Consider the following 24,627-nt stretch of genomic DNA (forward strand, 5'->3'; position numbering starts at 1 on the left):
TTTTACGGCGGAATAAGCCCATGCACAAAGCGGCACGACAGCGCCATTTACTGGATTTGCTCAGCGAACGCGGGCAGGCGGCGGTGGCGGAATTGGCCGGCGCCATCGGCGTTTCGGTCGATACCGTGCGCCGCGATCTGGCCGATCTCGAGCGGCAAGGGTTGGCGCAGAAAAATCACGGCGGGGCGATCGCGCTCGAACCGTCCGGCATGCCACGTCAGGCGCGCGCGGCGCTGTTGCCGCAGATCAAGCAGCGGCTCGGCCGCGCGGTGGCTGCGCAGATCCCGCCCGGCAGCACCCTGATGCTGGATGCGGGCAGTACGCTGTTGGCGGTGGCGCAGGCGTTGCGCGGCCCGGCGACGGTGATCACCGCTTCGCTGGATATCGCGCAGTGCCTGAGCGACAGGCCGGAGATTAACCTGATCCTGCTTGGCGGCCAGTGGGATGTGCGTCAGCGGCTATTCGCCGGCAGCGCCACGCTGGCGTTGCTGGCGCGCTACCGCGCGGACATCGCCTTGCTGGGCGCCTGTGCGGTGCATCCCCAACTGGGACTGAGCGCCGGCGAAGAGGCCGATGCAGAGGTCAAACGCGCCATGTTGGCCAACAGCGGCGAGCGCTGGCTGGTGGCCGACCATATGAAACTGGACCGCTGCGAGCCGCATCACGTTGCGGATCTGGCGCAGATCCAACGTCTGTTTACCGATCGCCCGTGGGACAACCTGGACGAACAATCATTGATTGAACTTTGTGTCGTCGCCGACGACCGCTAGAGGAGAACACTGATGAACGATACTGCTCGACCGTTGCAGGTGGCGCTGATTGGCTACGGCTTTGTCGGCAAGGCGTTTCACGCGCCGCTGATTAACGCGGTGCCGGGGCTGGAACTGAGCGTGGTGGCTTCGCGCGATGCCGCCAAGGTGCATGCCGATCTGCCGCACGTGCAGGTGATCGCCGATCCGCTGGAGGCCATCCGCCGGCCGGAGGTGGATTTGGTGGTGATCGCATCGCCGAACGACACCCATGCGCCGCTGGCGCTGGCCGCACTGGAGGCGGGCAAGCACGTGGTGGTGGATAAGCCGTTTACGCTGGATTTGGCGCAGGCGCGTACGCTGATTGCGGCGGCGGAAAAACACGATCGCCTGCTGTCGGTATTCCAGAACCGCCGCTGGGACAGCGATTTCCTGGGCGTGAAGCAGGTGATCGAACAGGGGCTGATCGGCAAGGTGACGCACTTTGAGTCGCACATCGATCGTTACCGCCCAGAAGTGCGGGTGCGCTGGCGCGAGCAGAACCTGCCGGGCAGCGGGCTGTGGTTTGATCTGGGGCCGCACATGGTCGATCAGGCGCTGCAGCTGTTCGGTTTACCGCACAGCGTGCAGGCCAACATCGCTACGCTGCGCCCCAACGCGCAGATTAACGACTGGGCCCACGTGGTGCTCAACTACCCGACGCACCGCGTGATCCTGCACGGCAGCATGCTGGTGGCGGGCGGCGTCTCACGCTTTACCGTGCACGGCGAGAAAGGCAGCGTGGTCAAAGCGCGCGCCGACGGGCAGGAGAGCCAACTGCTGGCTGGCGTGACGCCGGGCTCGGCGGAGTGGGGCAAAGACGACGATGCGATGAGCCTGTTTATCGGCACGGAGCCGGTGCGTACGCTGCCGACGCCGGATGGCGACCAGCGTCAATATTACGTCCAGGTGCGCGACGCGCTGCGCGGCGCCGGCAGCAATCCGGTTACCGCACCGCAGGCGCTGGCGGTAATGGCGGTGCTGGAGGCGGCCACCCTGGCGGCGGAAACCGGTGTGACTCAGCCGTTGCCGCTCACCGAGGCGGAAATCGCCGCCTGGTAACGGCTCGCGTCAGATAAGGCGTCAGGCGCATGGATACAGTGCACGCCGTGCGTCTTCCGCCATCCTATCCCCTGACATAGGCTAATCCTCAGTCTATGTCAGGAGTGCTTATCATGTTATCCCATCCTTCGCCGCAGGGCGTCCGCGGCATACTGGCCGCACTGTCTTTGAGCATGCTGCTGTCATCGCTCGGCATCAGCATCGCCAATGTCGGGCTGCCGGCGCTCGCCACCGCGTTCCATGCCTCGTTCCAAGCGGTGCAGTGGGTATTGCTCTGTTATTTGCTGGCCGTCACCACCTGCATCATCGGCATCGGCCGCTTGGGCGACAGCCTCAATCGCCGCCGCCTGCTGCTGGCGGGCATCGCGCTGTTTACCGCCGCTTCGTTGGCTTGTGCGTTGGCTCCGCAGCTTTGGCTGCTGCTGGCGGCGCGCCTGGCGCAGGGGCTGGGGGGCGCAGTCATGATGTCAATTGCCATGGCGCTGGCGGGCGAGGCGCTGGGCACGGAAAAAATCGGCCGCGCGATGGGGCTGCTCGGCACTATGTCGGCCGTGGGCACCGCGCTGGGGCCGTCGTTGGGCGGCGCGCTGATCGTCGGTTTTGGCTGGCGGGCGATGTTCCTGATCAACCTGCCGCTGGGGCTGCTGGCGCTGTGGCTCGCCTGGCGATACTTGCCGAATGGGCCGCGCGCGGCAGCGCCCCCGGAACCGTTCGATCGCGCCGGTACGCTGCTGCTGGGCGGCGCATTGCTCTGCTATTCACTGGCGATGACCCTTGGGCGCGGCAATTTTGGCGCGCTCAACCTGGCGTTGATGCTGGGGGCGCTGTTGGCGGGGGCGCTGTTCATCGGTGTGGAACGCCGCGCCGTATCGCCGCTGTTGGCGCCGACGCTGTTCCGCCATCCGGCCCTGACGGCGGGGCTGGCGGCCAGCGCGCTGGTGATGACGGTGATGACCGCCACGCTGGTGGTCGGGCCGTTCTATCTGTCACGCGCGCTGGGGTTAAGCGCTGCGCAGGTCGGGCTGGTGATGTCGGCGGGGCCGGCGGTGGCGATCCTGACCGGCATACCGGCCGGTTATCTGGTGGATCGTTTTGGCTCGCAGCGCATCGCCCAGTTTGGGCTGGCGGCGGTGGCCGCCGGGGCGGCATTGCTGTCGTTGCTTAACCGCTGGGGCGTGCTCGGCTATATCGCCCCCATCGCGCTGCTGACCGCCGGCTATGCGCTGTTTCAGGTGGCCAACAACACCATGCTGATAAAGGATCTGTTTCCTGAACGGCGCGGACTGATCGCCGGCATGGTGAACCTGGCGCGCAATCTCGGGGCGATCACCGGCGCTTCGGCGATGGGGGCGCTGTTTTATCTGGCTTCGCAGCAGGTGGCGGGTACTGCGGCGGCGGCCGCGGTTGACGGCATGCGGGTGACTTACGGCGTGGCGGCGCTGTTGGCGCTGGCTGCGTTGCTCATCGCCTTCGGCGGCCGCCGACGGATGCTGCGTTACGATGCGCGCTGAACCGCGTAGCGTTCTTGCACGAAACCATTGTCCGACTGGGTGACGGCGAGCAGGCGCAGGCGTTGCTCCGGGCCATCGGCGCCGAACAAGGGAATGCCGCCACCCAGCAGCAGCGGCACGCGGGTAATCGTCAGTTCGTCGATCAATCCGGCCTGCAAGAAACGCTGTACGGTCTGGCCGCCGTCGATATACAGGTGACCGCAGCCTTGCTCGGCCAACTGCGCCACGATGGCCGCCGGTTCGCCATTCATCCAGCGAACGTGGCCTGTCTCGTGCGGCGAGGGCGGCTGCGTCGACAGCACCACCACCGGCAGGTCACCATAGGGCCATTCGGGAAAGGCGCGGACTTTTTCATAGGTATGGCGCCCCATTACCAGTGCGTCGATGTCGGCGATAAATGCCTCATAACTCAGGCCGTTTAGCAACGAAACCGCATACTCGGGGCGCAGCAGCCAGTCGATGTCGCCGTCCGCGCCGGCGATGAATCCGTCTACGCTGGTGGCGATATAAACCGAACATTTCATCAGGCGAGATCTCCCCGGTACACCACATGGACCTTGTTGCCGTCGGGGTCGCGCAGGTAAGCGCCGTAATAGCCCTTGCCGTAATGCGCGCGTTCGCCGGGCTCGCCTTCACTGCTGCCGCCCGCCAGCAGGCCAGCAGCGTAGGCGCGTTTAACCTCCAGCTCATCGGCGGCGAGAAAGGCCAGCATGCTGCCGTTGCCAGCGCTGGCTGGCTGTCTGTCGAAGGGTTGGTAAGCATAGAAACGCGGCAGCGTTTGGCCCGGCTTCACCCAGCAGCGGGCAGCGGGACCGCCGTCCGGCGTCACTTCCCGCCGCTGTAATCCCAGCGGCAACAGAATGGCGTCGTAGAAGGCGGCGGCGGCGTCCAGATCGCTGACGCCGACGGTAATATGGCTGAACATGGCGCTTCCTTTCCGAAGAGAGAGTATGAACGCAAACAGTAGCAGCGATATTGCAGAATGGACAGACCGTAACGGAGGATTCGGATTAGGGACGCGCGCAGGAGCAACGCGCGCTTCACAGTAGGCGGAACAGGCAGCCGCTCAATTGCTTTCGACGCGTGGATTGGCGTGAGTCGGCTGGCTGGGATAGTCAACCTGATGCTTGTGCAGATAATCGCGGATCAGCTGGCGTACCACCTGGGAAGGAGTGACGTCCTGCTGTAGACACAGTTCTTCCAGAGCTTTCTTCTTGTCCGGGTCAATCAGCACCGTTAGCCGCGCCGTTTTCTTTTCCATCAGGATCCTCCAGAGAATGATAACTGAATGATAATACCACGTGGGCGAAGCGGCCAGCCAGACCGCGTCGCCGCTCGTCTTTAGCGGAAATGCAGCCGCTCTATTTTGCGTGACAGGTAGCCGAGTTCGCAGTTGAACAGCTCGCCGCTGCCGGCGGCCAGGTTGCGCAGCGCGCTCAGCGGCAACGTCACCTGGGCCGGCGTGGCGTAAATGATCACGTTGCCGCTGGGGGCGACGCAAAACAATACGGTGCCGAATATCCGGTGCAGGCTGTGGTACAGCAGGCTGTTTTCGTCGGGCAGATCGTGGTAATTCAGCACCAGCCAGCCCCCGTCGTTCAGCCGCGCGGCGCAGTTTTCCAGGAATGTCTGGGTGCCTTGCTGCGGATCCATGGCGAACGCCGAATAGAGATCGGAGAAGATCAGATCGTAACGCGTCTCGGCGGGCGGGCGCACAAAGTCCATGGCGTCGGCGGTGCGCAGGCTGATGGTGTCGGTGGCCGGCAGCGTAAAATAGCGGCGTGCGACGGCGATCACCGCAGCGCGCAGCTCGACGACGTCGAGGCGCATCGCCGGATCGAGCGCGTGCAGCGCACGCAGCAAGCTGCCGCCGCCCAACCCCAAAATCAACGCCGAGGCCGGCGGCTGCCAGGCCACCGCCATCAGCATCGCTTTGATGTAGTTGTGGATCGGCTGCGCGGGGTTGCTGAGGCTCATCTTGCTCTGTTCGCAGATGCCGTCAAACCGCAGCGTGCGGTAGTCCTTGTGGTCGGAAACGATGATTTCGCCCCAGGCGTCGGTTTCGCGAGCGATCACCTGGCCGCGCGGAGAGAAATCAAGGGTTTTGAGTAAGCTGTCAACCAGAGACATGGTATTCGCAGGGCTCCTTCGGCAAGCGGCCTATTTACGGGCGCACATGAAATCGGCGGTGCAAATGCGCTGGCCATCGATGCTGGCGCGGCCGGTAAAGCGGGCGATCGCCCCGCGGCGGCGCACAAAGGCCACCTCCATCAGCACCTGGTCGCCGGGGCGGGCGGCGCGATAAAACCGCGCACGCTGAATGGCCGCAAAATAGTAATGCTCCCCCTCGTTTAGCGCCCCGAGATAGTAATGCGCCAGCAGACCGGTGCTTTGCGCCAGCGCTTCCACCAACAGCACGCCGGGAAAACCGGCGAAGTGCGCGTGGCCGTTCCAGAACGTCGGCTCATTGGCGGTGATGTTCTTGATGGCGCTCAGCCTCCCTTCGGCAATGCAGGTGCCGGCGGGCAGCACGCGATCGACCAACAGGCAGGGATAACGATGAGGCAAAATCGCCTGAATATCGTTGAATTGCAGGGGGTGACCAGTCAATGGCATGAGAGAGCGTGATCCTGTCTGCGGCGAAACCGGTGCAAGGGCCGGCGTTCAGTCCATGATGAGTGTAATAACATTATAATAAAATTATCATCAGATGTGCCAGATGAAAAAAACGACGGCGGGGAAACAGGCGAAGAAGGGCGCGTGAGGGAGGCACCCGATCATGACGACCGGGTGTGGCAGTACGTTTTAGTGTTTTGAGCGGGTCACTTTATCCAGGTAGCCCATCACGAAGGCGGACAGCACAAAGGTAAGGTGGATGATCACATACCACATCAGCTTGTTGTCCGGCACGTTCTTGGCGTCCATAAACACCCGCAGCAGGTGAATGGAGGAGATGGCGACGATAGACGCGGCGACTTTGTTTTTCAGCGAGGTGGCGTCCATTTTGCCCAGCCAGCTCAGTTTTTCTTTCCCTTCGGTGATATCCAGCTGCGAAACGAAGTTTTCATACCCGGAGAACATCACCATCACCAACAACCCGCCCACCAGCGCCATGTCAACCAGCGACAGCAGGGTCAGGATCAGATCGGCTTCCGCGACAGAAAAAATGTTGGGCAGGACGTGCAGGATTTCCTGAAAAAACTTGATCGACAGGGCGACCAGGGCCAGTGAAAGGCCGAAATAAACCGGTGCGAGCAACCAGCGGGAGGCGTACATCGCGTTTTCTAGCAAGCGTTCCATCATAAAATTGTTTTAAATGCGTGGCAAAAAGGGCGCTCAGTATAGCGCAGGTGGCCCGGGCGAAATCAACCGGTTGCGTTATCCGAGCGCCTATCACGGCGCGGATCAGGCTGTTGCACGCAAAGAGTGGCGCGTCATGCGGATCAGCAAAGCAACACCCGCCGCGGCCGTCGTCAGCGCCACTACGCCCGGCCATCCCAGGTGTTCCAGTACGCGGCTGCCCAGTGCGGCGCCGGTGGCCATGCCGATGAATACCAGCGTGAACAGAATGGCGTTAAGGCGGCTGCGGGCAGCCGGATCGAGGCCGTAAATAATGGTCTGGTGCGCGATCAGCGTGGCCTGAATGCCGAGATCAAACCCGATGGCGCTCAGCGCAATCAGCCCCCATTGCGCCGATTGCGGTAGCAACGGCAGTAAAAACATCAGGGCGAAAGAAACCGTTACCAGCGCAGCGCCGATTTTAGTGACGGCGTCTGGGCCGTATCGGTCAGCCAGACTGCCCGCCAACGGTGCCGCCAGTGCACCCGCTGCGCCGGCCAGGCCGAACGCGCCGGCGACTGCGCTGCCCAGCTGATAGCGATCGGCCAGCATCACCGCGAGCGTGGACCAGAAGGCGCTGAAGGCGACGGACAAAAAGGCCTGAGACAACGCCGCGCGCCGCAATTCAGGGTAGGTGGCCCAAAGCCGGCTCATCGAACGCAGCAAGGCGGGATAACTCAGCGTGCTGTGTGGCTGAAAGCGCGGCAAAGCTCGCCCTATCACCAGCGTGATCGGTAAAACGGCCAGCGCGGCTAACGCATAAACGCTGCGCCAGCCGAAATAATCGGCGACCAGCCCGCTGAACACGCGCGACAGCAAAATACCGGCCAGCAACCCGGTCATCACGGTGCCGACGATTTTACCGCGTCGGGCATCAGGAGCCAGAGCCGCGGCGGCGGGGATGATGTCCTGCGCGACGGTGGCGGCCAGGCCGAGCGTCAGGCTGCTGAGCAACAGCAGCGAAAAAGAGGAAACCAGGCTGCACAACAGCAGCATCATGGCCAGCAGCACGCCCTTCACCAGAATGATCCCGCGGCGATCGTGGCGATCGCCCAGCGGCGCCAGTAACAGAATACCCAAGGCATACCCCAATTGGGTCAGGGTCGGTACGAATCCGGTATCGCCAACGCCGACATGGAAGTCGGCACCCATGACGCTCAACATCGGCTGACTGTAGTAAATAGAGGCGACGCTAAGGCCGGCGCCGGTGGCCAACAGGAAAACGGTTTTGGCGGAAAGCGCACCGCCGGTGGGTGAGAGGCTCATTCGATAATTCCTGACAAGGTGGATGTGCGGCTATTTTTGTCTTGAATGCTATCGGCGGGTAGACCCGATATGGGTAGAACTGTTATACGTAATGCGTATGAATAAAATTAATTTACCCAACGGCGACCGTATAATACTGCTGCAAACCCTGGTGCGTATTGTCGAGAGCGGGAGCCTGTCGGCGGCGGCGCAGCAGCTGGGCACCTCGCAGCCGACCATCAGCCGACGTCTGCGGGCGTTGGAACAGCTGTTGGGCACCAGGTTGATCCAACGGTCGACGCATGCGCTCCATCTTACCGATGACGGCGAACGCTGCTATCAGCAAGCGCGCGGCTTGCTCGCGCAATGGCAAAGCCTGGAAGATGCGCTGCGCGGCGCGCGCGACGAACCGGTTGGCGCACTGCGCGTGCGCGCTCCGCACGCCTTTGGGCAGGATCAGCTGATCGGGCCGCTCGGGGAGTATTTGCGGCGCTATCCCCAAACCAGCGTGGAGTGGACGCTGAACGACCACTCTCCCGATTTCATTTCCGAAGGCGTAGACTGCGCCATTCACGTTGGCGCGGTGACCGATCCTTCGGTGGTGGCGGTGCTGTTGGCGGAAGTGCCGCGCAGCACGGTGGCGTCACCCGCACTGTTGACTGAACGACCGGCGATCGTCGATCTCGACGATTTGGCATCATTGCCGTGGCTGGCGGTAAACAGTTTTTATCGCAATGAGGTCGTCCTGACCCACGCGACCAGCGGCGAGCAGCGGCGTTTCGACATCGCACCCAGGTTGAGCACCGACAGCCTTTATGCGGCGCGTAAAGCGGCGCTGGAAGGGCTGGGCGTAGCGATCGTGTCGTCTTGGGTGGTGAAAGAAGAGTTGGCGCAAGGATCTCTGCAGACGCTGTTGCCCCTGTGGCGAGCCGAGCCACTGCCTATCTACCTGCTGTATCCCTACGCCAGCTATTATCCCGCGCGTTTACGCAAATTCATGGAAATGATGAAAGAAACGATGCCGCGCATTATCGGCGCGCAGCCGCCGACGGGGCGCTGACGGCCTTCAGTGCCTGGCTTTTTTACCGTCGCTGTGGCCGAGAGAGCGATCGGGGAAGCTGTGATCGCGCAGCCGCTGCTTTAACTGCGCCGCATCGGGGAAGCCACCGTCAATCTTGCGATCCCAAATCATCACGCCATCGACGCTGATTTGATAGACCCCGCCGGTGCCCGGCATCAGGGTGACGGAGGCGAGATCGTCACCAAAGGTGTTCAGCAGCTCTTGCGCCATCCAGCCGGCGCGCAGCAGCCAGTTGCATTGCGAACAGTAGTGGATCGTCACTGCGGGGGCATTTTTCATCGTTGGCGGATCGAGTAGGAAGCGGTGCTTGCATCATCAGCTGCCGCACCGCCGTTGTCAATTTTCCTAACGGTAGGGGCCGAGGCTCGCGGCAGGGGCGCTGTCGGCGATGAATTCGCCGGTGGCCGAGTTGCCGAAGACGGTGCTCTCTGTCGGCGCCTTTGCGCCGCCGAACAGCCATTTTACGGAGCCGGCGCCGTGTGAAGAGGCCGCCCAGCCTTGCAGCGGCAGCGTTTGGCTGACGCCGATCTCCCCTACGGCGTGCCAGATCAGGCCGTCGATTGAATAACTGCCTTGTGCCTGGTGGCCATCGGCCCTAACCGTCAGCTTCAGCCATATCGGCGTATTGCTGCTGACGACGGGCTTGCCGTTGACGCCATTTGGCAGACGGGCATCGATTTTTTCCGTACCGGCGCCGTTATCCCGCCGGTACTGCATGCGGATTTCGTGAGCAGCGGTTTGAAATATTGCGATATAGGCGGCGTCATCGGCGGTCGTGGCCCGCGCCATCACTCCGCCTTTGATAAAGCCGTCGGTATGTGACTGCGGGTTGGCGACGAAGGCGCTGAGCGTGCGTTCGGCACCGATAGTGGCACGATCGAAACGAAAATAGCCGCTGTCGCGTTTATTCCAGATATCGCCGGAGTCGACCTTGATGGCGCAGAGTGCACCGGATTCGGTCAGATCCGGCGGTAGCGTGACGTCGATGCCGGTAAACGGATAGCCGGTCATCGGCAGATCGGTGCGCGCCCACCCGTCCCAATCGGCGTTAACCTTGTTGGTGGCCAGATGGTGCGCGCGACTGTTCCAGCCGGTAGCCCAACTGTTTGCGTCGTTCAGGCCGTAGGCGCGGCCGACAAAGCCGGCGGTAAACACCGCGTTCGCCAGGGCGGTGTGGGCGGCCGAGAGGTTGAACATCACGGCGCAGGCGTGTTGGTCGATTTGTTGCGCCTGGGTGATTTCCGGCGTGACGAACGCCAGCCGTTGATTGGCGGTGGCGCCGTTTTGCACATACTGATTGAGCACCGAATTCGGCGAGGCGAGATCGCCGGTGGTGCAGCCAACAATGAACTTGCCGCGCAGGGTGTCGAGCGACGGCCACCCATAGGCGGCGATCGCTGCTTGCAGATCGGTGCAGTCGCCGATCAGATCGGGTGGTCCCCAAATGTGTTCGCGCCCCAGGCGCTCGGCCAACAAACGATCGAGCGATTCGGGTGTTTGATCTCGGGCGGCGTTGAAGTCGTCTTTCAAATCCAGCCACAGGGTGACGACTTCGTGCTGCGGCACCGCGCGATGAAACGCCAACAGCGCGTCCAGTGCATCCGCCAAGGTGTTGACTGAGCTGACCTGATCGATGACCGCCAGATGATAAACGTACCAGTTGCCGTTTAACTGCGGCCAACCGGCGGCGTTATTACTGTTGTGGATATCGATCTCAAGGGAACGGATGCGCCAGTACAGCGCCTGAGCCGGGTAGCTTTCCGTGCGTTGATACGAGTTGTGGGTGCTCTTTTGCCGCACCTGATGGTAGCGAATCGTTGCATCATTCATGACGTTGCCTCTCATCAAGACGCAGGGACGGGACGCGCAGTCCCGCACCCTGCGTGGGTTATGCTTTGCCGTTGCTCCAGCCGGCGGGATCCAATACCAGCGCCGTTTGCAGCCCGATGCTGCCGGTCATCGCCGGGCTGTAGGCCTGTTGTCCATAGAAGGCCGTCGGCGGGGTTCCTGTCGCCGTGCCACCGCCGCTCGGCAGCAGCGGCGAGACGGCCTGCTTGGCCACCGCACCGCCGAGACTGCTGAAAGTTGGCAGGCTGAATTTCCCCAGGACGAAACTTTGCATTCCCCCGACCAGTGGCAGGTTGTAGTTGGGGATGCGGCTGACGAAGGCTGGCAACGGCACGATGCCCAGGCTACCGAAAGCGTTGTAGGCGTTGCTGACCTGGGTGAGCGAGGTCGGGCTGAAGGCCCAGCCGTTGCCGCCGGTCAGCTCGGCGAAACGCGCAGCCTGCTGGAAGGCGGCCGCACCGCCAACCCCTGCGGCGCCGCCACTGATCGCGCCGCCGACGGCACCGGTAACGGCGCCTTTCAGCAGCGACTGTTGCCAACTGCCGCTGTTGGCGACGCCAAAGGCGTCGTTGATGAAGAATTGGCTCACTCCCTGCGCCGCACCTACTGCCGCGCCTACGGTGGCTCCGACCCCTGCGCCGGCCGCCAGGCCCGCCGCAATGCCGCCGGCGGTGGTGGAAGCCGCCGCCGCCGCTGCCGACCCTGCGGCAAAGGCGCCGACTCCGCCGGCGGCGGACAGAGCCCCGGCGAGGGCTCCTATCCCTGCGCCGGCGAATACATAACCGGCTAGCGCGCCGCCGCGCAATCCGGACTGATAGCCGCTGTACAGGGCGACCCCGCCGCCCAGCACGGCGCCGACGGCGGCCCCGATCAGCAAGATGATAATGATTGGGGCGATCTCACCGGAAGGGTCGGTCTGATTAACCGGGTTGTTGCCGCAGTAGACGTAAGGGCCGCCATACTGGAATCTAGGATCGCAGGAGTAAAAGCGCCCCAATTGCGGATCGTAGAAGCGCGCCCGATAGTTATAGAGTCCCAAATCTTCGTCCAACTCCTGGCCGGTGTAGCGATAGCGCAGTAACGAGGACGTGCCGACGCCAGTCGGCAACGATTGGCCGAAGGGCATGTAGTCGAGCAATGCGTTGACCTGACCGTTTTCCGCCACTACGGCACGGATCGAACCTTGCTGATCCTTCAGCACGTACTGGGCCTCACCACCGTCGATGAGCAGCAGCAATCCGCCGACGCCATAGAGATATTGCGTCGTACGAGCGCCGAACTCCATCAGCGGCGCGTCGCTCAGGCCGTGTACGTAAGCGAGTTTGCTGCCGTCGGCGAACCGCTTTTGCACCCGCTGATTGATGCCGTTGTAGCACAGCGCAAGCTGGCGGCCGTCATCCAGTGCGATCGTTAACGGAAGATTATTCAGTGGGTTGTAATCGATACGCTGAATACCGCGACTGGCGGAGAGCGTGACGTTACCGACGACGTCATACTCGTAACGCTGCGCGACCGCGTCATTGGCGAGCACGGCGGCGACTTTGCCGCTATTCGGCTGATACTCGTAGCTGAAGAGGGTGTCTCCCTGTTGCAGCCGGAGGATGTTGCCGCCGGCGTCGAAGGTCAGCGGCGCGCCGACGCCGAGGCTGTAGGCGGAATTGACGCTGTGCTCGGCGACCGTCAATTGGCCGCGCGGATCGTAGCGATAGCGATAAGCGAAGCTGTTTTCGGGCCTGACCGCATTGTCGTGCACTACGCCGGCGATATTGCCGTTGAAGTAACCGGCGCCCTCGTAGCCGCCGTCGGTGTAGCTGAAGCGATGTTTCAACAGCGGTGCGCCGTCGGCATAGTGGTTGTTGATTTCATTCAACCAGCCGGGAGAGTTATAACTCATGGTGCGTCGCAGCGCCCGCCCCCCCTGTGAATTCAACTGCTCTTCAGCCAGGCTGCCGTCGGCATGGTAACGGTAGCGAACGAACTTCTCCGGATCGTCCGGCGTGCCGATGGCGGCGGTTTGTCCCATGTCGTTATAGCGATAGGCCACGCTGGCGAGCGGCGCGCCGGCGGGATAATCGATGCGGATGACGTTGCCGAGGTTGTCGTAGGCATAGCCCGTGATGTAATCGCCAGCGTCCGGCAGACGCAGTTGCGACAGGGTCGCATTGCCTCCCGTATCGTAGCCATAGCAGTTTTCGACGCAGAGTCCGTCAGCGGCGCGACGGTACATTTTCCACAGGCGGCCGCGCAGAGTCGGCTCGTCGCCTTCGCCGTCATAGACGTTTTGCGTTTGCCAGTCATCATGGTGCGGGTAGTGCGGATCGTTATCGGCGATCGCCTGCAGCGCCGAACCGTCACCCCAGGCTTGCGCCACTTCGCCATCCTCGCTCAGGCGCCCCAGAACGTCATATTTTTTATACAACACGCGGTCTTTCGCGCGGCTCAGCGGCGTTGAGCTGAAACGCAGACGTCCGGCAGGATCGTAGATATATGTCGTTTCTCCGGCATCCGGCGTGACGCGTGCAGCGAGCTGACACAGGAAGTTGTAGCGATTGTGGCTGATGAAGGCGTCATCCGCCGGGGAAGACGACGGGTGGCGAACCTGCACGATATTGCCCGCCGCGTCGTAGATCTGTTGGACAGCGTCGCGAACAACGCCGCCGGCCTCGGTCTGCTTGCTCAGCGTCTGGCCACGGCGATCGTTGAGTGACAGCACGCCGGTGCCATCGGCATCGTACAGGGCGCTCACCCGCAATTCTCCAGGGCGACAGGCGATACCTGCCACCTGCGTGTGATCGGTGACGGCGTAAATGAATCGCGTAATATGCGGGTTGTCGCCGGTAATGGCGAAGATTTTGCCTGGCATGCCTTTGGCCACCGGGCGTTTCAGCGAGGAAGCCTCATAACGGGTGCCGCTATAGGGGTAACCTTCGTCCTGCGGGTAATAATCACTCACTTCACCGGTCATCACGCCGTTTGCGGCGTCCAGTGTGCGGACAAAGGCCGCCCGGTAGCCGAACAACGTGCGTTCAAAGGCGGCGATCTTGGTTTCGGCAACCGTATTGCCCAGCGCGTCGTACAGCGTTTCACGCACCAGGCATCGTCCTTCGTTCAGCACCTGATGCTGCGTTTCCTGCCGGTTGGCGTTTTTATACGTGATGACCAGCTGTGGCGAACGGAAGGTAACCGCATTGGCAAAATAGATTTCCCCCTGTGCCTGCAGGCTGAATTCACCGTCGATCCTCGCATCGGTCTGAAGGGCGAAAACCTGACGACCGTCGGCATATAACAGAACGGCATCGTCGCCCGGTACCAGCAGCACCGAGGTGGGCAGGCAGCCGTTGGTCGCGTCGTCAGTATAGGTGTTGCCCGCCAGCGTCAGCCGCCATCCCGCGATGGCGTCCCACTGGGCGCTCAGACTGTCGCCGATCGTCAGGCCGAAGGCGAGGTTCTGCGTCGCCGGCGACGAAAGGGTGAAGCCCACTGCGTAGCGGCCGGCGGTGGCCAACCAACGCAGGCGGTTGAGCGTCGTACCGCAATGCAGTAGCCGGCCCTGGCTGAGACGCCAGGCGCTGTCGTCGTCGCGCCGCCAGCGCGTCCAGGTTTGTTCGCCCTGCGTGAAGGTTTCGTATTGCCCACCGTCGGCGGCCAGAATTTCGCAGCTGCTGGCGGGATCGTGCTGCGGGTAGCTGAATGGCAGCGTATCGTGCCAACTGCGTGGCGCATAGTTCACCACGCCTTTCTTGCTTTCGCCTTGTGGCCCGGTCTCAACGAACTTTTGCCGCAGCGGATCGTAGCCGCAGCGCTGGACATCGGCGTTGTTGCCCATAACGGCGATCTCATCCAGATACAGCGGATCGTAGCAGCGGGCCTCCATCTTGCTGGCCAACGGCGTGACGCTGACGGTGTTGAACAGCACATAGCCGACCGTTTTTTGGTTGTCGAAGGCGAGCGCGAGCGGACGCTCCGGATCGCCGCTATAGGGGATGACGCTTTGCCAGTAAACCCAAGCGCCTTCTGCCGTGGGGACGATAGGCGTGGTGTGCGGCGCGGCGTTGCCACTACGGCTGATCAAGTTTGCCGCACCGGGCGCCGCGTTGAAACCGGGCGAGGTTTTGATCCAGGCGGAGACAACGACCGGCTGCGTTTGCCGCAGCGGCGCCGTTCGGGTCAGGGTCGCACCGACGCCGAGTTTGAGGCTGCGGCTGCCGACATAGGCGTCGTCGTCGACGATCGCCGTATCGCCGTCGAGCCGCCAGGGATCGGTGCTGTGTTGATAGGGTTCGAAACCGATGAAATCGCACTCATCCGCCGCGCCGCTGACGAACGCCGCCACCGGCAGGATCTGGTTGTTGTCCCACAGCGTGCTTTCGACCTGGCTTTCGCTGTTTTTCTGGGAGAGGATCGCACCATAGAATGTTCTGGCCAGTATTGTGCCTACCGGCAACCACGCGTCACCCGGATCGCTTGCCAGCGCCGGCGGACTGGGGGGCTGGGCGCCAATCGCGGCTTGCAGCACATAGGCTTGCGTGGCGGCCCACACTGTCGGCGCAGCTTCATCGGCAAGCGGCTGTTGCCGTTGCAGAGCGCCGTAGCGTTGCAGACTGCCGGCGTAGATTGGCAGCGCCTCTCCCAGCGCCGCGCTCCCCGCTGCGTCGAATTGGCTGAAGGGCGCGTCGATCGCATTTTTCAGTAAGAACCAGGGATAGGCTTCGAACGCATAGCCGTAGAGTTTGGCAACGCCCTGCGTTTCTCCGGTGGCGGTCACATTGTCAAAGCGCTCGCGGATCAATTTGCCGAAGCGTGAGTCATAGCGATAATCGGTACGTATCGCTAGGCCATCATTAAGGCTGTTGTCGGCGATGCAGCGCGTATAACCGCCGAACAGCGGTCGCTCGACGCCGTCGATCGCTACGGAGGTGAAGGCCATCAGGTTTTTTTGTTCGTGAACCAACAGATTGCCGTCGGCGTCAAACACCTTTTGCTCGATCAATTGGCCGTCCAACAGCCCGGATGACGCTTGATCTGCAGCGCGAACTCGCTGGCCGACCTGCGGATCCTGGCGCGTCAGGCCATTGAAGTAATAGTTCTCGCGATAGCCGAAGCGCGGCGCGGACATGCTCTCGCTGCCGGGATAGCTGGCACTCTTGTAGTACTTGAAGACCGCGCCGGTAGGGTCGCAGGTCGCTGTCGCAATGTCGAACACGTAGCAGGTGGTGCTGACGGCGTAGCCGTCATCGATGCTGACCGTGTCGACGCAGTAATCCACCAGTGCGCCTTGCAGCGTGTTGTCGAGGTAGCGATTCAGCGTCAGGCTTTCCGCATTATCGAAGTCTTTGTTCAGCGGTAGATAGGTAACGAACGCGGACAGGCCGGCGGGATATTGGCCGTTGATATTGGGTTTGACCATGCCGGAGACGCCAATCTGCGTGAAATAACGTTGCGTGAGCGTGTCATCGCCGGCGAAGGCCTGATTGCGGAAGGTTTTCACGGTGGTGTTTTTGGCTGCCGTGCCGTCCAGGTTCAGATAAGAGATAAAGCGCGGTCCCTGATTGATCATGGTGGTGCTGTCTATCGCGTAGGGCACTTCGGCATATCCGGCTGCCGCGTCCAACCAATTACACCAGGAACCGCGGTGATAGACGCGGTTGCCCATGGTGGCGATATCCGCGCCTGCCGTCGGGAAGTAGTGTCTTTTTCTTTCCGAAGTCGGATCGTCACGGGTATAGAGATCGCGCGCCGCATCGTTCCAGGCGATGATTTGCCGGTTGGGATCGTAGGCTACCATGCGCGCCTGAGCCGCGAATTCGCGGTTGCTGACGGCGATTGCGTAATCGGCGCCGTAGGCGAACCAGTTGATGTCCTGATCGCTGCAGGTACTGCGTAACAGCAGGCTGTCGTTACGCAGCCAGTCTGCGCCGTTATAGCGCAGCAGATAGGGGCCGGACGCAATCATGGCGTTGTTGACGAATTTTGCCAGGAACGGAATGGTGAGGGTTTGCGACGGCGCGCTTTTCGGCAGGCGGCAGGGAAAGTCAGTGCTGGTCATGGCGCCGAATGCCGCGTCCCATCCGATGACCTTGACGGTGTAATCAACGCTGAGCGAAACCTCCTGCGTGATGTAGGTCAGCGCGATAAACGAGGCGCCGGCGGCAAAACCGAAACGGGTGGCCGACGCATCGCCGCCGAGGGTGAACACCAGCGGGAGTGAGGCGCCGTTTCGCCATTGTTCTTGGCTATCCTGATAATAAAGCGCCAGCCGATTACGGTGTTCGCCGCCGGTGAGGGGGGCATAATCCAGGACGGCGTAATAGCCGTTGGCCGCCGCGATGTAGGGGCGGGCGGTGGCGTTGAGATCGCCCGACCTATCGGCGATCGCCCACCGTTTGGTGAAGTTATCCCAGGTGTAGCGCAGCAGCGTCCGTTGATCCTTGTCGCAGACCACAAAAAAGTTGTCGCCGGCGGCCAGCTGCAGTTGGGTGGTGTTGGCGGCGATTGGCGCGCTGTCGAACCACTCGCCCCATTTGCGGTTATCCTTGTGATAGACATGCGCATAGGATTTGCCGCTCTGCGGGGTGGCATAGGTCAGGCAGGCGAAATCACCGGCAGTGACGACGTTGACACTGTTGATGTCGAAAGCGGCCTTGATCGTTTGCTGCTCGGGAGCCCAGCATTGCCAGCGCCCAAGCCAGGTGTAAAACGTGACGTGGATTTGGTCGCTCGACTCGTTAAGCCACAGGCAGACCGCGTAATCGCCGCCGAACCATACGCGCGGTTTGGCGCTGCGCGGCCAGGGACTGACGATCTGCCGCTGGCGATCGCACAGCGGCAGCGTTTGTTGCTTATACCGGTAGGCGATTTTCGCACCGTCCGGCGTGACGGCGCCACTGAGCGCGCCGGCATTGACCGTACCCGCCGGCCAGTAGCTGAACTGCATCTGCGGCAGCGCACAATTTTCCGCATAGCGCCGCTGGACGCCGGTGAGCGTGCGTTTGACGGTATCACCGTAAAGCGGATCGCTTTGCGGGTAACCGCTGAAATTACTCTGCGTGTCATAGCTCAGCTGCACCGCATAGAGCAATGTGCCCTGCGAGTTTTTGACGACGATGTTGTCCAGATAGCGCGTTTCGTAGCGATCCTGATAGGCTGAAGCGGCGTTGGCGGGGGCCTTGCTGTAGGGGGTATCCCAATGCGGAGACAGGTATTCCCGTGGGCCTGCGGGCGACTGCGTGTCGTACCGCTTCTCCTGATAGCCAAAATCGACGGTGCGATCGAACATGTCGGTGATGCGCGTCAGGTAGCAGGCTTTGGTAAAACTTAAGCCTCGTTCGCCAACCGGCTGTTCAACGGCCTCGTAACGGAAGGCGATCCGATCGCCCCACAGGCTTTCCACCTGCGCCAGATTCCAGATTGCCGCAAAGCGAGACTGCAAGGCATCGCCCTGGGGAGAGTGGGTCAAAGCGGATTGTCCCGACCAGTTGCCCCAGCGCACTTTCCATTGAATGCTCTGATCATCCTGCGCGTTGCCGCCGTAGAAGTAGCTGACCCCGTTGTCCTTGACCAGCTCCCAGCGTTCGAACTGCGGATAATACAGGACCTTGCTGAAATCATAGTGGAAGCACTCAAACGCTTCACCGCCGGAGAAGACGGCGAGTTCGGCGTCCTGGCGCAGCACGTTGAAGGTGCGCTGATAGACTGGGTCGATAATTTCCCATTGTCGATCGTCGAACCGCGTGACGACCTGAGCATGGCAACCCAACTGCAGGCCGGCGGCGATGAAAGCGGATTGGATTTCGGTGTCCACTTTGCCGCTATTGAGCGCGGTGGTGGCGGCGATTGGTAATTTCGCTCTCAGCCAATCGTTGGGCGCGCGAATTAATTCTGATGAGGCGTTGTTGGTATAAATTCGATAAAGGTTGTCACCGGGTGTTGCATTATCCCGGTGATCGACTTCAATGCGTTCGAAAGGCAATTGCCAGCCTAATCCCATAATTCCGGTTGGTGCGCTAACATTTGATTGATAAATTTCATTTTTGATGTTGCTGCCATAAAATGCAGTGACTTTGACGTCGAGTTGATTCCTTCCGGTTAACGCAACCAAATCAAGTGATAAATTCACATCGCCGCGAAACAGATTGACGCTGTCTTCGAATATGTTTTTTTCATTGCTTTCGAATTGGCTTGGCCGTACTGGCGGGATCTGACCGTTGGTTTTGTCACTCATTTTTAAATACCCTCATCGATAAAGCGCAGGGAAACAAAATGGCTTTCAATCGCCAGGGGCGATTGAAAGCCAGGCGATGCGCCTCTGCGCCCAAACGGCGGGCCAGCGGCCGCTCAACGTCTCAGGATTCGCATTCGGCGATCACCAGCACTCTTACCGTACCTGAGGTTTTATTGTTGGATTTGTCCTCCATAAAGCAGGTGGCGGACACCGTGACACTGCTGCCGCTGAGGCCGGCGATCGCGCTGGAGACGTCGATTGTTTTCAGGTGGTGGTCGGTGTTGCCGTAAGAAACGTTAAACCCCTGAACGGCGACGGAAGCATTAATCACCCGTGAACCAAAATCCAAACTTTGAGTGGAGCCGGAACTGACGCTAATAACTTTAAATTGTGTCGTCGACATATATAACCTCGAATTTTTAGACAGCTGTGGGTAGCGCCGCTAAAAATAGCGGCGATGAAAAATAGAAGGTGAAGAAAAGTCTTATCAGAGATAAACAGCATAGTTAAAACTAGGGGAGGTAATTGATTCTGTCAATGAAAGTATAAATAAAATTAAACCATTTCAAAATCATGATGATAAATAAAATAACTTTTTTATCAATGATATTAAGCGTGTTAATTATAATCTTATTCAGTCGTTATTGAACTAAGGGTATTTCTGTGACAGGTGATGTTACATTAATTAGAGAGCGTTGTTTTTATTGTGTTAAGTGAATGGCACTCATGCTTCTGCAATGCCGTGCAATTAATTCAATAAAAAAAATTTCTCTGCTATATTTTAAAGCTAACCGTTTAGCGGAAAAAGAGAATGTGAATTGTCGCCCTGGGTGACAGTAACGACCGTGATCAAGACCGTTTTTATAATCCGGCTGGAGGAATACAGCATGAAAGCTGCCGTAGTGACGAAAAACCATACCGTAGACATTCAGGATAAAGTGCTGCGCCCGCTGAAGCACGGCGAGGCGGCGTTAAAAATGGAGTGTTGCGGGGTGTGCCACACCGACTTGCACGTGAAAAACGGCGATTTCGGCGAGGTGCCGGGCATTACGTTGGGACATGAGGGTATCGGCGTGGTCTCCGCCGTCGGTGAGGGCGTTACCTCGTTAAAAGTGGGTGACCGCGCTAGCGTCGCCTGGTTTTACCAGGGTTGCGGCCATTGCGAATATTGCGTCAGCGGCAACGAAACCCTGTGCCGCTCGGTGAAAAATGCCGGCTACAGCGTTGACGGCGGCATGGCGGAAGAGTGCATCGTGGTGGCGGACTACGCGGTGAAAGTGCCGGACGGGCTCGATTCTTTCGCCGCCAGCAGTATCACCTGCGCCGGGGTCACCACCTACAAGGCGGTGAAAATTTCCGATATCAAGCCGGGGCAGTGGATCGCCATCTATGGCCTGGGCGGGCTGGGCAACCTGGCGTTGCAGTACGCCAAAAATGTGTTTAACGCCAAAGTGATTGCCATCGACGTCAACGACGGCCAGTTGGAGTTCGCCAAACAGATTGGCGCCGATCTGACCATCAACTCCAAAACGCAAAATGCGGAGGAGATCATTCAGCAGCAAACCGGCGGCGCTCACGCGGCGGTGGTGACGGCGGTGGCGAAAGCCGCCTTCAACTCGGCGGTCAATGCGGTGCGCGCCGGCGGTAAAGTGGTGGCCGTGGGGCTGCCGCCGGAGAGCATGGATCTGAGCATTCCGCGCCTGGTGCTGGACGGCATTCAGGTGGTGGGGTCGCTGGTCGGCACACGCGAAGATCTGAAAGAGGCGTTCCAGTTCGCTGCCGAAGGCAAAGTGACGCCGAAAGTGACCAAACGGCCATTGGGCGATATCAACGCCATCTTCGACGAGATGAAGGCGGGCACCATTCGCGGTCGCATGGTGATCGATCTCGGCATGGCGAAATAAGCATCGCTAAAAAAGGCCACCCGCGGATGGCCTTCTTGTCGCTATGCCCGGCTCAGAACAGGCCCAGCGGTTTGGCGTCGTAGCTGACCAGCAGGTTTTTCACCTGTTGATAGTGCGACAACGCCGCCTTGTGGGTTTCGCGCCCGATACCGGAGTTCTTGTAGCCGCCGAACGCGGCGTGCGCCGGGTACAGGTGGTAGCAGTTGGTCCACACGCGCCCGGCCTTGATCGCGCGCCCCATGCGGTAGGCGCGGTTGATGTCGCGGGTCCAGAGCCCGGCGCCCAGTCCGAACTCGGTGTCGTTGGCCAACGCTAGAGCTTCGGCCTCATCCTTGAAGGTGGTGACGCCAATCACCGGCCCGAAGATTTCCTCACGGAAGAAACGCATACTGTTGTTGCCGGTAATCAGCGTCGGCTGCAGGTAGAAACCGTTTTGCACTTCGTCGCCGCGCTGAGCGGGTTCGCCGCCCGCAACGATTTTGCCTCCCTCGTTTTTAGCGATGTCGATGTACGACAGGATCTTGTCATACTGCTGTTTTGACGCCTGGGCACCGATCATGGTCTCGGTGTCGAAGGGATCGCCCTGGCGGATGGTGGCGATGCGTGCCAGCACTTTCTCCATAAACTGCGGGTAGATGGATTCCTGGATCAACGCGCGTGAAGGGCAGGTGCACACCTCCCCCTGATTGAAGAAGCCCAGCACCAGCCCCTCAACCGCCTTGTCGATAAACTCCGGCTCCGCCTGCATGATGTCTTCAAAATAAATGTTCGGCGATTTGCCGCCCAGCTCGACGGTGCTGGGGATGATGTTCTCCGCCGCACAGGCGAGGATGTGGCGGCCGACCGGCGTGGAGCCGGTGAAGGCGATTTTTTCGATGCGTTTGCTGCGCGCTAGCGCTTCGCCGGCCTCGGCGCCGAAGCCTTGCACCACGTTGAGCACCCCCGGCGGCAGCAGATCGCCGATCTCTTCCATCAGCACGCTGATGCCGAGCGGCGTCTGTTCCGCCGGTTTCAGCACCACGCAGTTACCGCCCGCCAGCGCCGGCGCCAGTTTCCAGGCGGCCATCAGCAGCGGGAAGTTCCACGGTATGATCTGACCGACTACGCCCAGCGGTTCATAGATATGGTAGGCCACGGTATTTTGGTCGATCTCCGCCGCAGTGCCTTCCTGCGCGCGCAGGCAGCCGGCGAAGTAGCGGAAATGGTCGACCGCCAGCGGCAAATCGGCATTCAGGGTTTCGCGGATCGGTTTGCCGTTGTCCCAGGTTTCGGTCAGCGCCAGCATCTCCAGCCGCGACTCGATGCGATCGGCGATCGCCAGCAGCACGTTGGCGCGTTCTTGCACGCTGGTTTTGCCCCAGGCGTCCGCCGCCGCATGCGCCGCGTCGAGCGCCAGTTCGATGTCTTTGGCGTCGGAACGTGGGAATTCGGCGATCGGCTGGCCGGTCACCGGCGAGGTGTTGGTGAAGTAGTTGCCGGATACCGGTTCGACGAATTTACCGCCAATGTAGTTGCCATAGCGTTTGCGGAACGAAACCAGCGAGCCAGGCAAACCGGGGTGGACATATTTCATGTGAAGCACCTCTCTGCAGATGATAACCGGCGCTATTGGGCTGCGCCTGTGAGTGCGGCATGTCGCCGCAGCACGGAGAAGCACGGCCCGTGCCAGATTGATGAATGGCGAAGATGATCGTTAAAAGATCTCATTTATTAACGCGTTAAAAATTGATATGACGTGACGAATCATGCGGTACCGCCGCCGGCGATGGGTTTTTGTGTTCCGTGTCGCAACGCCTGATACACATCTGTGATACATATTTGCAACACTCGTAAACGGGGGGAGAAACGCATGTTGCCTGATGACCGCTTGCCCACCGAGGGCGCCAGTTTGTTGACCCGCCCGCTGGCGGAATCCTGGCAGCGCAGCCGGGGCTACGGCCTGACGCGCGCCGATCAACATATCCCTTTTATCAAAGCCGGATTACTCGAAGAGCTACGCAGCCGCAATGACTGGGTGCCGCAACGGGTACAGCCGCTGATCGAGCAGCTGGGCGCGCAAATTACGCGCCAGCCCGCCATCGTGGTGATCGCCGATGCCGACGGACTGGTGCTGGAAACCCGCGGCAATACCGACTTTCTGCACAAGGCGTCGCGCTTTGCGCTGGCGCCGGGCAACCAGTGGGGCGAAGCGGATCGGGGTACCAATGCCATCGGCACCGCGCTGGCACTCGGCGCGTTCTGCGAGGTCCGAGGCGACCAGCATTTCCTCAACCAAAATGCCGGATTGAACTGCACTGCCGCACCGATCTATCGGCCGGATGGCCGCATTGCCGGCATACTGGATCTCTCCGCCCCCGCGCAGCGCCCGTACCGCGATGCACAGCGCCTGATCATGCAGGCGGTGCGGCATATCGAACACCGCTGGGTCAGAAGCGCGATCGCCGACCGTCACTGGACGCTGCGCCTGCACGCCAACGCCGGGAGCCTGGGCAGCGCGCAGGAGCTGCTGCTGGTGTTTCACGACGAAGTGCTGGTCGCCGCCAATCGGCTGGCGATGCTGGAGTTCCGGCTTTCACCGGCCGCATTAGGCTCGGTTGAGTTTGCCCAGCTGTTTCCCGACCTGCTGCGACAGCCCTCCGGCGCACCGCACCAGACGCTGGCCGGCAATCAACGGCATTATTATTCGCTGCTCGAGGCGCCGCAGCGCCGCGTTAGCGCCCTGCGGTCGGTTCCGCCGCCGGCGGAAAGGCATGACGAACAGCATCAGAAGGCGCTACGCATTCTCAACGCCGGCCTTTCGCTGTGCGTGACCGGCGAAACCGGCTGCGGTAAAGAGCATTTCAGCCGACGCTTGTTTCAACAGAGCCGCTGGCGCAACGGCAACTTCGTGGCGATCAACTGCGCGGCGCTGCCTGAGCCGCTGATCGAATCCGAACTGTTCGGCTATGCGCCGGGGGCGTTTACCGGCGCCAACCCGAAAGGGTATATCGGCAAGATCCGCGAGGCGGACGGCGGCGTGCTGTTCCTCGATGAAATCGGCGACATGCCGGCGGGCCTGCAAACGCGCCTGCTGCGGGTGTTACAGGAAAAAACGGTCACGCCGCTCGGTAGCCGCAGCGCTTATCCGGTCGATTTCGCGCTGGTCTGCGCCACGCACCACGATCTGCATCGGCAGGTAGAGGCCGGGGCGTTTCGTGAGGATTTGCTGTACCGCATACAGGAATACAGCCTGTGCATCCCGCCGCTCAGAGAGCGGGCGCAGCTGGAGGCTTTCATTTTGCAGCTGTGGCGAGAGCTGGGCGGCGAGCGGCGCGACATTCGCCTGTTACCGGAGGCGCTGGCGATGCTGGCGCGCTATCCATGGCCCGGCAACGTGCGGCAGCTGTTGAGTACGCTCAAGGTGCTGCTGGCATTGGCGGACGATCATGCGGTGCTCACCCTGGACGATCTGCCTCAGTCCATCGCGGTGCTGGCGCCGCGTCAGGAGAACGCCGATACCGGCCAGGCGGATCTGCAGACGGCGATCGACAGGGCGGGCGGCAATCTCAGCCGGGCGGCGAAGGCGCTGGGCGTTTCGCGCAGCACGCTGTACCGCAAGTTGGGGAGGCAGAAAGCGGTGGCGGAATGA

Annotated in this window: 18 protein-coding genes; 6 read left to right on the plus strand and 12 right to left on the minus strand. The window is 61.1% G+C overall.

The genetic code is table 11. The features are described 5' to 3' along the window. Window positions 1–20 precede the first annotated feature (20 nt). The 3 genes from ACJ8J4_RS02725 to ACJ8J4_RS02735 all read left to right on the plus strand — a co-directional run bounded on the left by ACJ8J4_RS02725 (window position 21) and on the right by ACJ8J4_RS02735 (window position 3,361). Complete coding sequence (locus ACJ8J4_RS02725; protein ID WP_025302798.1) at window positions 21–770, plus strand: DeoR/GlpR family DNA-binding transcription regulator; 750 nt, start codon at window positions 21–23, stop codon at window positions 768–770. A 12-nt stretch (window positions 771–782) separates the two neighbouring features. Continuing rightward, window positions 783–1,850 (plus strand): oxidoreductase, encoded by a 1,068-nt coding sequence (locus ACJ8J4_RS02730; protein WP_025302799.1) that lies wholly within the window; start codon window positions 783–785, stop codon window positions 1,848–1,850. Window positions 1,851–1,963: 113 nt separating this feature from the next. Further along, complete coding sequence (locus ACJ8J4_RS02735) at window positions 1,964–3,361, plus strand: MFS transporter (protein WP_264383941.1); 1,398 nt, start codon at window positions 1,964–1,966, stop codon at window positions 3,359–3,361. Here ACJ8J4_RS02735 and ACJ8J4_RS02740 read toward each other — a convergent pair. The 7 genes from ACJ8J4_RS02740 to ACJ8J4_RS02770 form a co-directional block, all read right to left on the minus strand. Continuing rightward, window positions 3,346–3,885, minus strand: a complete 540-nt coding sequence (locus tag ACJ8J4_RS02740; RefSeq protein WP_170311432.1) for a dihydrofolate reductase family protein — start codon at window positions 3,883–3,885, stop codon at window positions 3,346–3,348. The genes ACJ8J4_RS02735 and ACJ8J4_RS02740 overlap by 16 nt on opposite strands. Beyond that, a complete protein-coding gene (locus tag ACJ8J4_RS02745; protein WP_025302802.1) occupies window positions 3,885–4,286 on the minus strand; it encodes a VOC family protein in 402 nt (133 codons plus the stop codon). Before ACJ8J4_RS02745 ends, ACJ8J4_RS02740 begins: the two co-directional genes overlap by 1 nt. Window positions 4,287–4,427: 141 nt before the next feature. Then, window positions 4,428–4,622, minus strand: a complete 195-nt coding sequence (locus ACJ8J4_RS02750; protein WP_004928567.1) for a ribbon-helix-helix protein, CopG family — start codon at window positions 4,620–4,622, stop codon at window positions 4,428–4,430. A gap of 80 nt (window positions 4,623–4,702) precedes the next feature. Beyond that, on the minus strand, window positions 4,703–5,491 hold the full coding sequence (locus ACJ8J4_RS02755; protein WP_049204011.1) for a spermidine synthase: 789 nt from the start codon (window positions 5,489–5,491) through the stop codon (window positions 4,703–4,705). Window positions 5,492–5,521: 30 nt separating this feature from the next. Beyond that, window positions 5,522–5,977, minus strand: coding sequence for a 3-hydroxyacyl-ACP dehydratase FabZ (gene fabZ, locus ACJ8J4_RS02760; RefSeq protein ID WP_025302804.1), 456 nt, complete (start codon window positions 5,975–5,977; stop codon window positions 5,522–5,524). 189 nt (window positions 5,978–6,166) lie between these two features. Then, window positions 6,167–6,661 (minus strand): TIGR00645 family protein, encoded by a 495-nt coding sequence (locus tag ACJ8J4_RS02765; RefSeq protein WP_025302805.1) that lies wholly within the window; start codon window positions 6,659–6,661, stop codon window positions 6,167–6,169. A gap of 105 nt (window positions 6,662–6,766) precedes the next feature. Further along, complete coding sequence (locus tag ACJ8J4_RS02770) at window positions 6,767–7,966, minus strand: MFS transporter (RefSeq protein ID WP_025302806.1); 1,200 nt, start codon at window positions 7,964–7,966, stop codon at window positions 6,767–6,769. A 97-nt stretch (window positions 7,967–8,063) separates the two neighbouring features. Between ACJ8J4_RS02770 and ACJ8J4_RS02775 the strand changes: the two genes are divergently transcribed. Then, window positions 8,064–9,005 (plus strand): LysR family transcriptional regulator, encoded by a 942-nt coding sequence (locus ACJ8J4_RS02775; protein ID WP_197810947.1) that lies wholly within the window; start codon window positions 8,064–8,066, stop codon window positions 9,003–9,005. Window positions 9,006–9,011: 6 nt separating this feature from the next. Here the strand turns inward: ACJ8J4_RS02775 and ACJ8J4_RS02780 are convergent, their stop codons facing one another. The 4 genes from ACJ8J4_RS02780 to ACJ8J4_RS02795 all read right to left on the minus strand — a co-directional run bounded on the left by ACJ8J4_RS02780 (window position 9,012) and on the right by ACJ8J4_RS02795 (window position 19,426). Then, window positions 9,012–9,305, minus strand: coding sequence for a SelT/SelW/SelH family protein (locus ACJ8J4_RS02780; RefSeq protein WP_004928553.1), 294 nt, complete (start codon window positions 9,303–9,305; stop codon window positions 9,012–9,014). Between the two features lie 66 nt (window positions 9,306–9,371). Next, complete coding sequence (locus tag ACJ8J4_RS02785; RefSeq protein ID WP_049204014.1) at window positions 9,372–10,856, minus strand: Ca2+-dependent phosphoinositide-specific phospholipase C; 1,485 nt, start codon at window positions 10,854–10,856, stop codon at window positions 9,372–9,374. Window positions 10,857–10,914: 58 nt separating this feature from the next. Beyond that, window positions 10,915–18,861, minus strand: coding sequence for an RHS repeat domain-containing protein (locus tag ACJ8J4_RS02790; protein ID WP_264383942.1), 7,947 nt, complete (start codon window positions 18,859–18,861; stop codon window positions 10,915–10,917). 355 nt (window positions 18,862–19,216) lie between these two features. Continuing rightward, complete coding sequence (locus ACJ8J4_RS02795; protein ID WP_049207659.1) at window positions 19,217–19,426, minus strand: hypothetical protein; 210 nt, start codon at window positions 19,424–19,426, stop codon at window positions 19,217–19,219. Window positions 19,427–19,982: 556 nt separating this feature from the next. On the opposite strand from ACJ8J4_RS02795, the gene adhP reads away from it, so the two are divergent. Then, window positions 19,983–20,999: an alcohol dehydrogenase AdhP gene (gene adhP, locus ACJ8J4_RS02800; protein WP_004928541.1), complete on the plus strand. Its 1,017-nt coding sequence runs from the start codon at window positions 19,983–19,985 to the stop codon at window positions 20,997–20,999. 52 nt (window positions 21,000–21,051) lie between these two features. Here adhP and exaC read toward each other — a convergent pair whose 3' ends face one another. After that, window positions 21,052–22,572 (minus strand): acetaldehyde dehydrogenase ExaC, encoded by a 1,521-nt coding sequence (exaC, locus tag ACJ8J4_RS02805; RefSeq protein ID WP_060447184.1) that lies wholly within the window; start codon window positions 22,570–22,572, stop codon window positions 21,052–21,054. Between the two features lie 276 nt (window positions 22,573–22,848). Here exaC and ACJ8J4_RS02810 point away from each other — a divergent pair, with 276 nt between their 5' ends. Then, complete coding sequence (locus ACJ8J4_RS02810) at window positions 22,849–24,627, plus strand: sigma-54-dependent Fis family transcriptional regulator (RefSeq protein ID WP_197821865.1); 1,779 nt, start codon at window positions 22,849–22,851, stop codon at window positions 24,625–24,627.

It is taken from the genome of Serratia sp. CY47280, assembly GCF_052168655.1.
GTDB classification, from domain to species: domain Bacteria; phylum Pseudomonadota; class Gammaproteobacteria; order Enterobacterales; family Enterobacteriaceae; genus Serratia; species Serratia bockelmannii.

Bases quoted from the DNA above. Each gene is read 5' to 3' on its own strand.
- ACJ8J4_RS02725 (WP_025302798.1), top strand. From the start codon at position 21: ATGCACAAAGCGGCACGACAGCGCCATTTACTGGATTTGCTCAGCGAA.
- ACJ8J4_RS02730 (WP_025302799.1), top strand. From the start codon at position 783: ATGAACGATACTGCTCGACCGTTGCAGGTGGCGCTGATTGGCTACGGC.
- ACJ8J4_RS02735 (WP_264383941.1), top strand. From the start codon at position 1,964: ATGTTATCCCATCCTTCGCCGCAGGGCGTCCGCGGCATACTGGCCGCA.
- ACJ8J4_RS02740 (WP_170311432.1), bottom strand. From the start codon at position 3,885: ATGAAATGTTCGGTTTATATCGCCACCAGCGTAGACGGATTCATCGCC.
- ACJ8J4_RS02745 (WP_025302802.1), bottom strand. From the start codon at position 4,286: ATGTTCAGCCATATTACCGTCGGCGTCAGCGATCTGGACGCCGCCGCC.
- ACJ8J4_RS02750 (WP_004928567.1), bottom strand. From the start codon at position 4,622: ATGGAAAAGAAAACGGCGCGGCTAACGGTGCTGATTGACCCGGACAAG.
- ACJ8J4_RS02755 (WP_049204011.1), bottom strand. From the start codon at position 5,491: ATGTCTCTGGTTGACAGCTTACTCAAAACCCTTGATTTCTCTCCGCGC.
- fabZ (WP_025302804.1), bottom strand. From the start codon at position 5,977: ATGCCATTGACTGGTCACCCCCTGCAATTCAACGATATTCAGGCGATT.
- ACJ8J4_RS02765 (WP_025302805.1), bottom strand. From the start codon at position 6,661: ATGGAACGCTTGCTAGAAAACGCGATGTACGCCTCCCGCTGGTTGCTC.
- ACJ8J4_RS02770 (WP_025302806.1), bottom strand. From the start codon at position 7,966: ATGAGCCTCTCACCCACCGGCGGTGCGCTTTCCGCCAAAACCGTTTTC.
- ACJ8J4_RS02775 (WP_197810947.1), top strand. From the start codon at position 8,064: ATGAATAAAATTAATTTACCCAACGGCGACCGTATAATACTGCTGCAA.
- ACJ8J4_RS02780 (WP_004928553.1), bottom strand. From the start codon at position 9,305: ATGAAAAATGCCCCCGCAGTGACGATCCACTACTGTTCGCAATGCAAC.
- ACJ8J4_RS02785 (WP_049204014.1), bottom strand. From the start codon at position 10,856: ATGAATGATGCAACGATTCGCTACCATCAGGTGCGGCAAAAGAGCACC.
- ACJ8J4_RS02790 (WP_264383942.1), bottom strand. From the start codon at position 18,861: ATGGGATTAGGCTGGCAATTGCCTTTCGAACGCATTGAAGTCGATCAC.
- adhP (WP_004928541.1), top strand. From the start codon at position 19,983: ATGAAAGCTGCCGTAGTGACGAAAAACCATACCGTAGACATTCAGGAT.
- exaC (WP_060447184.1), bottom strand. From the start codon at position 22,572: ATGAAATATGTCCACCCCGGTTTGCCTGGCTCGCTGGTTTCGTTCCGC.
- ACJ8J4_RS02810 (WP_197821865.1), top strand. From the start codon at position 22,849: ATGTTGCCTGATGACCGCTTGCCCACCGAGGGCGCCAGTTTGTTGACC.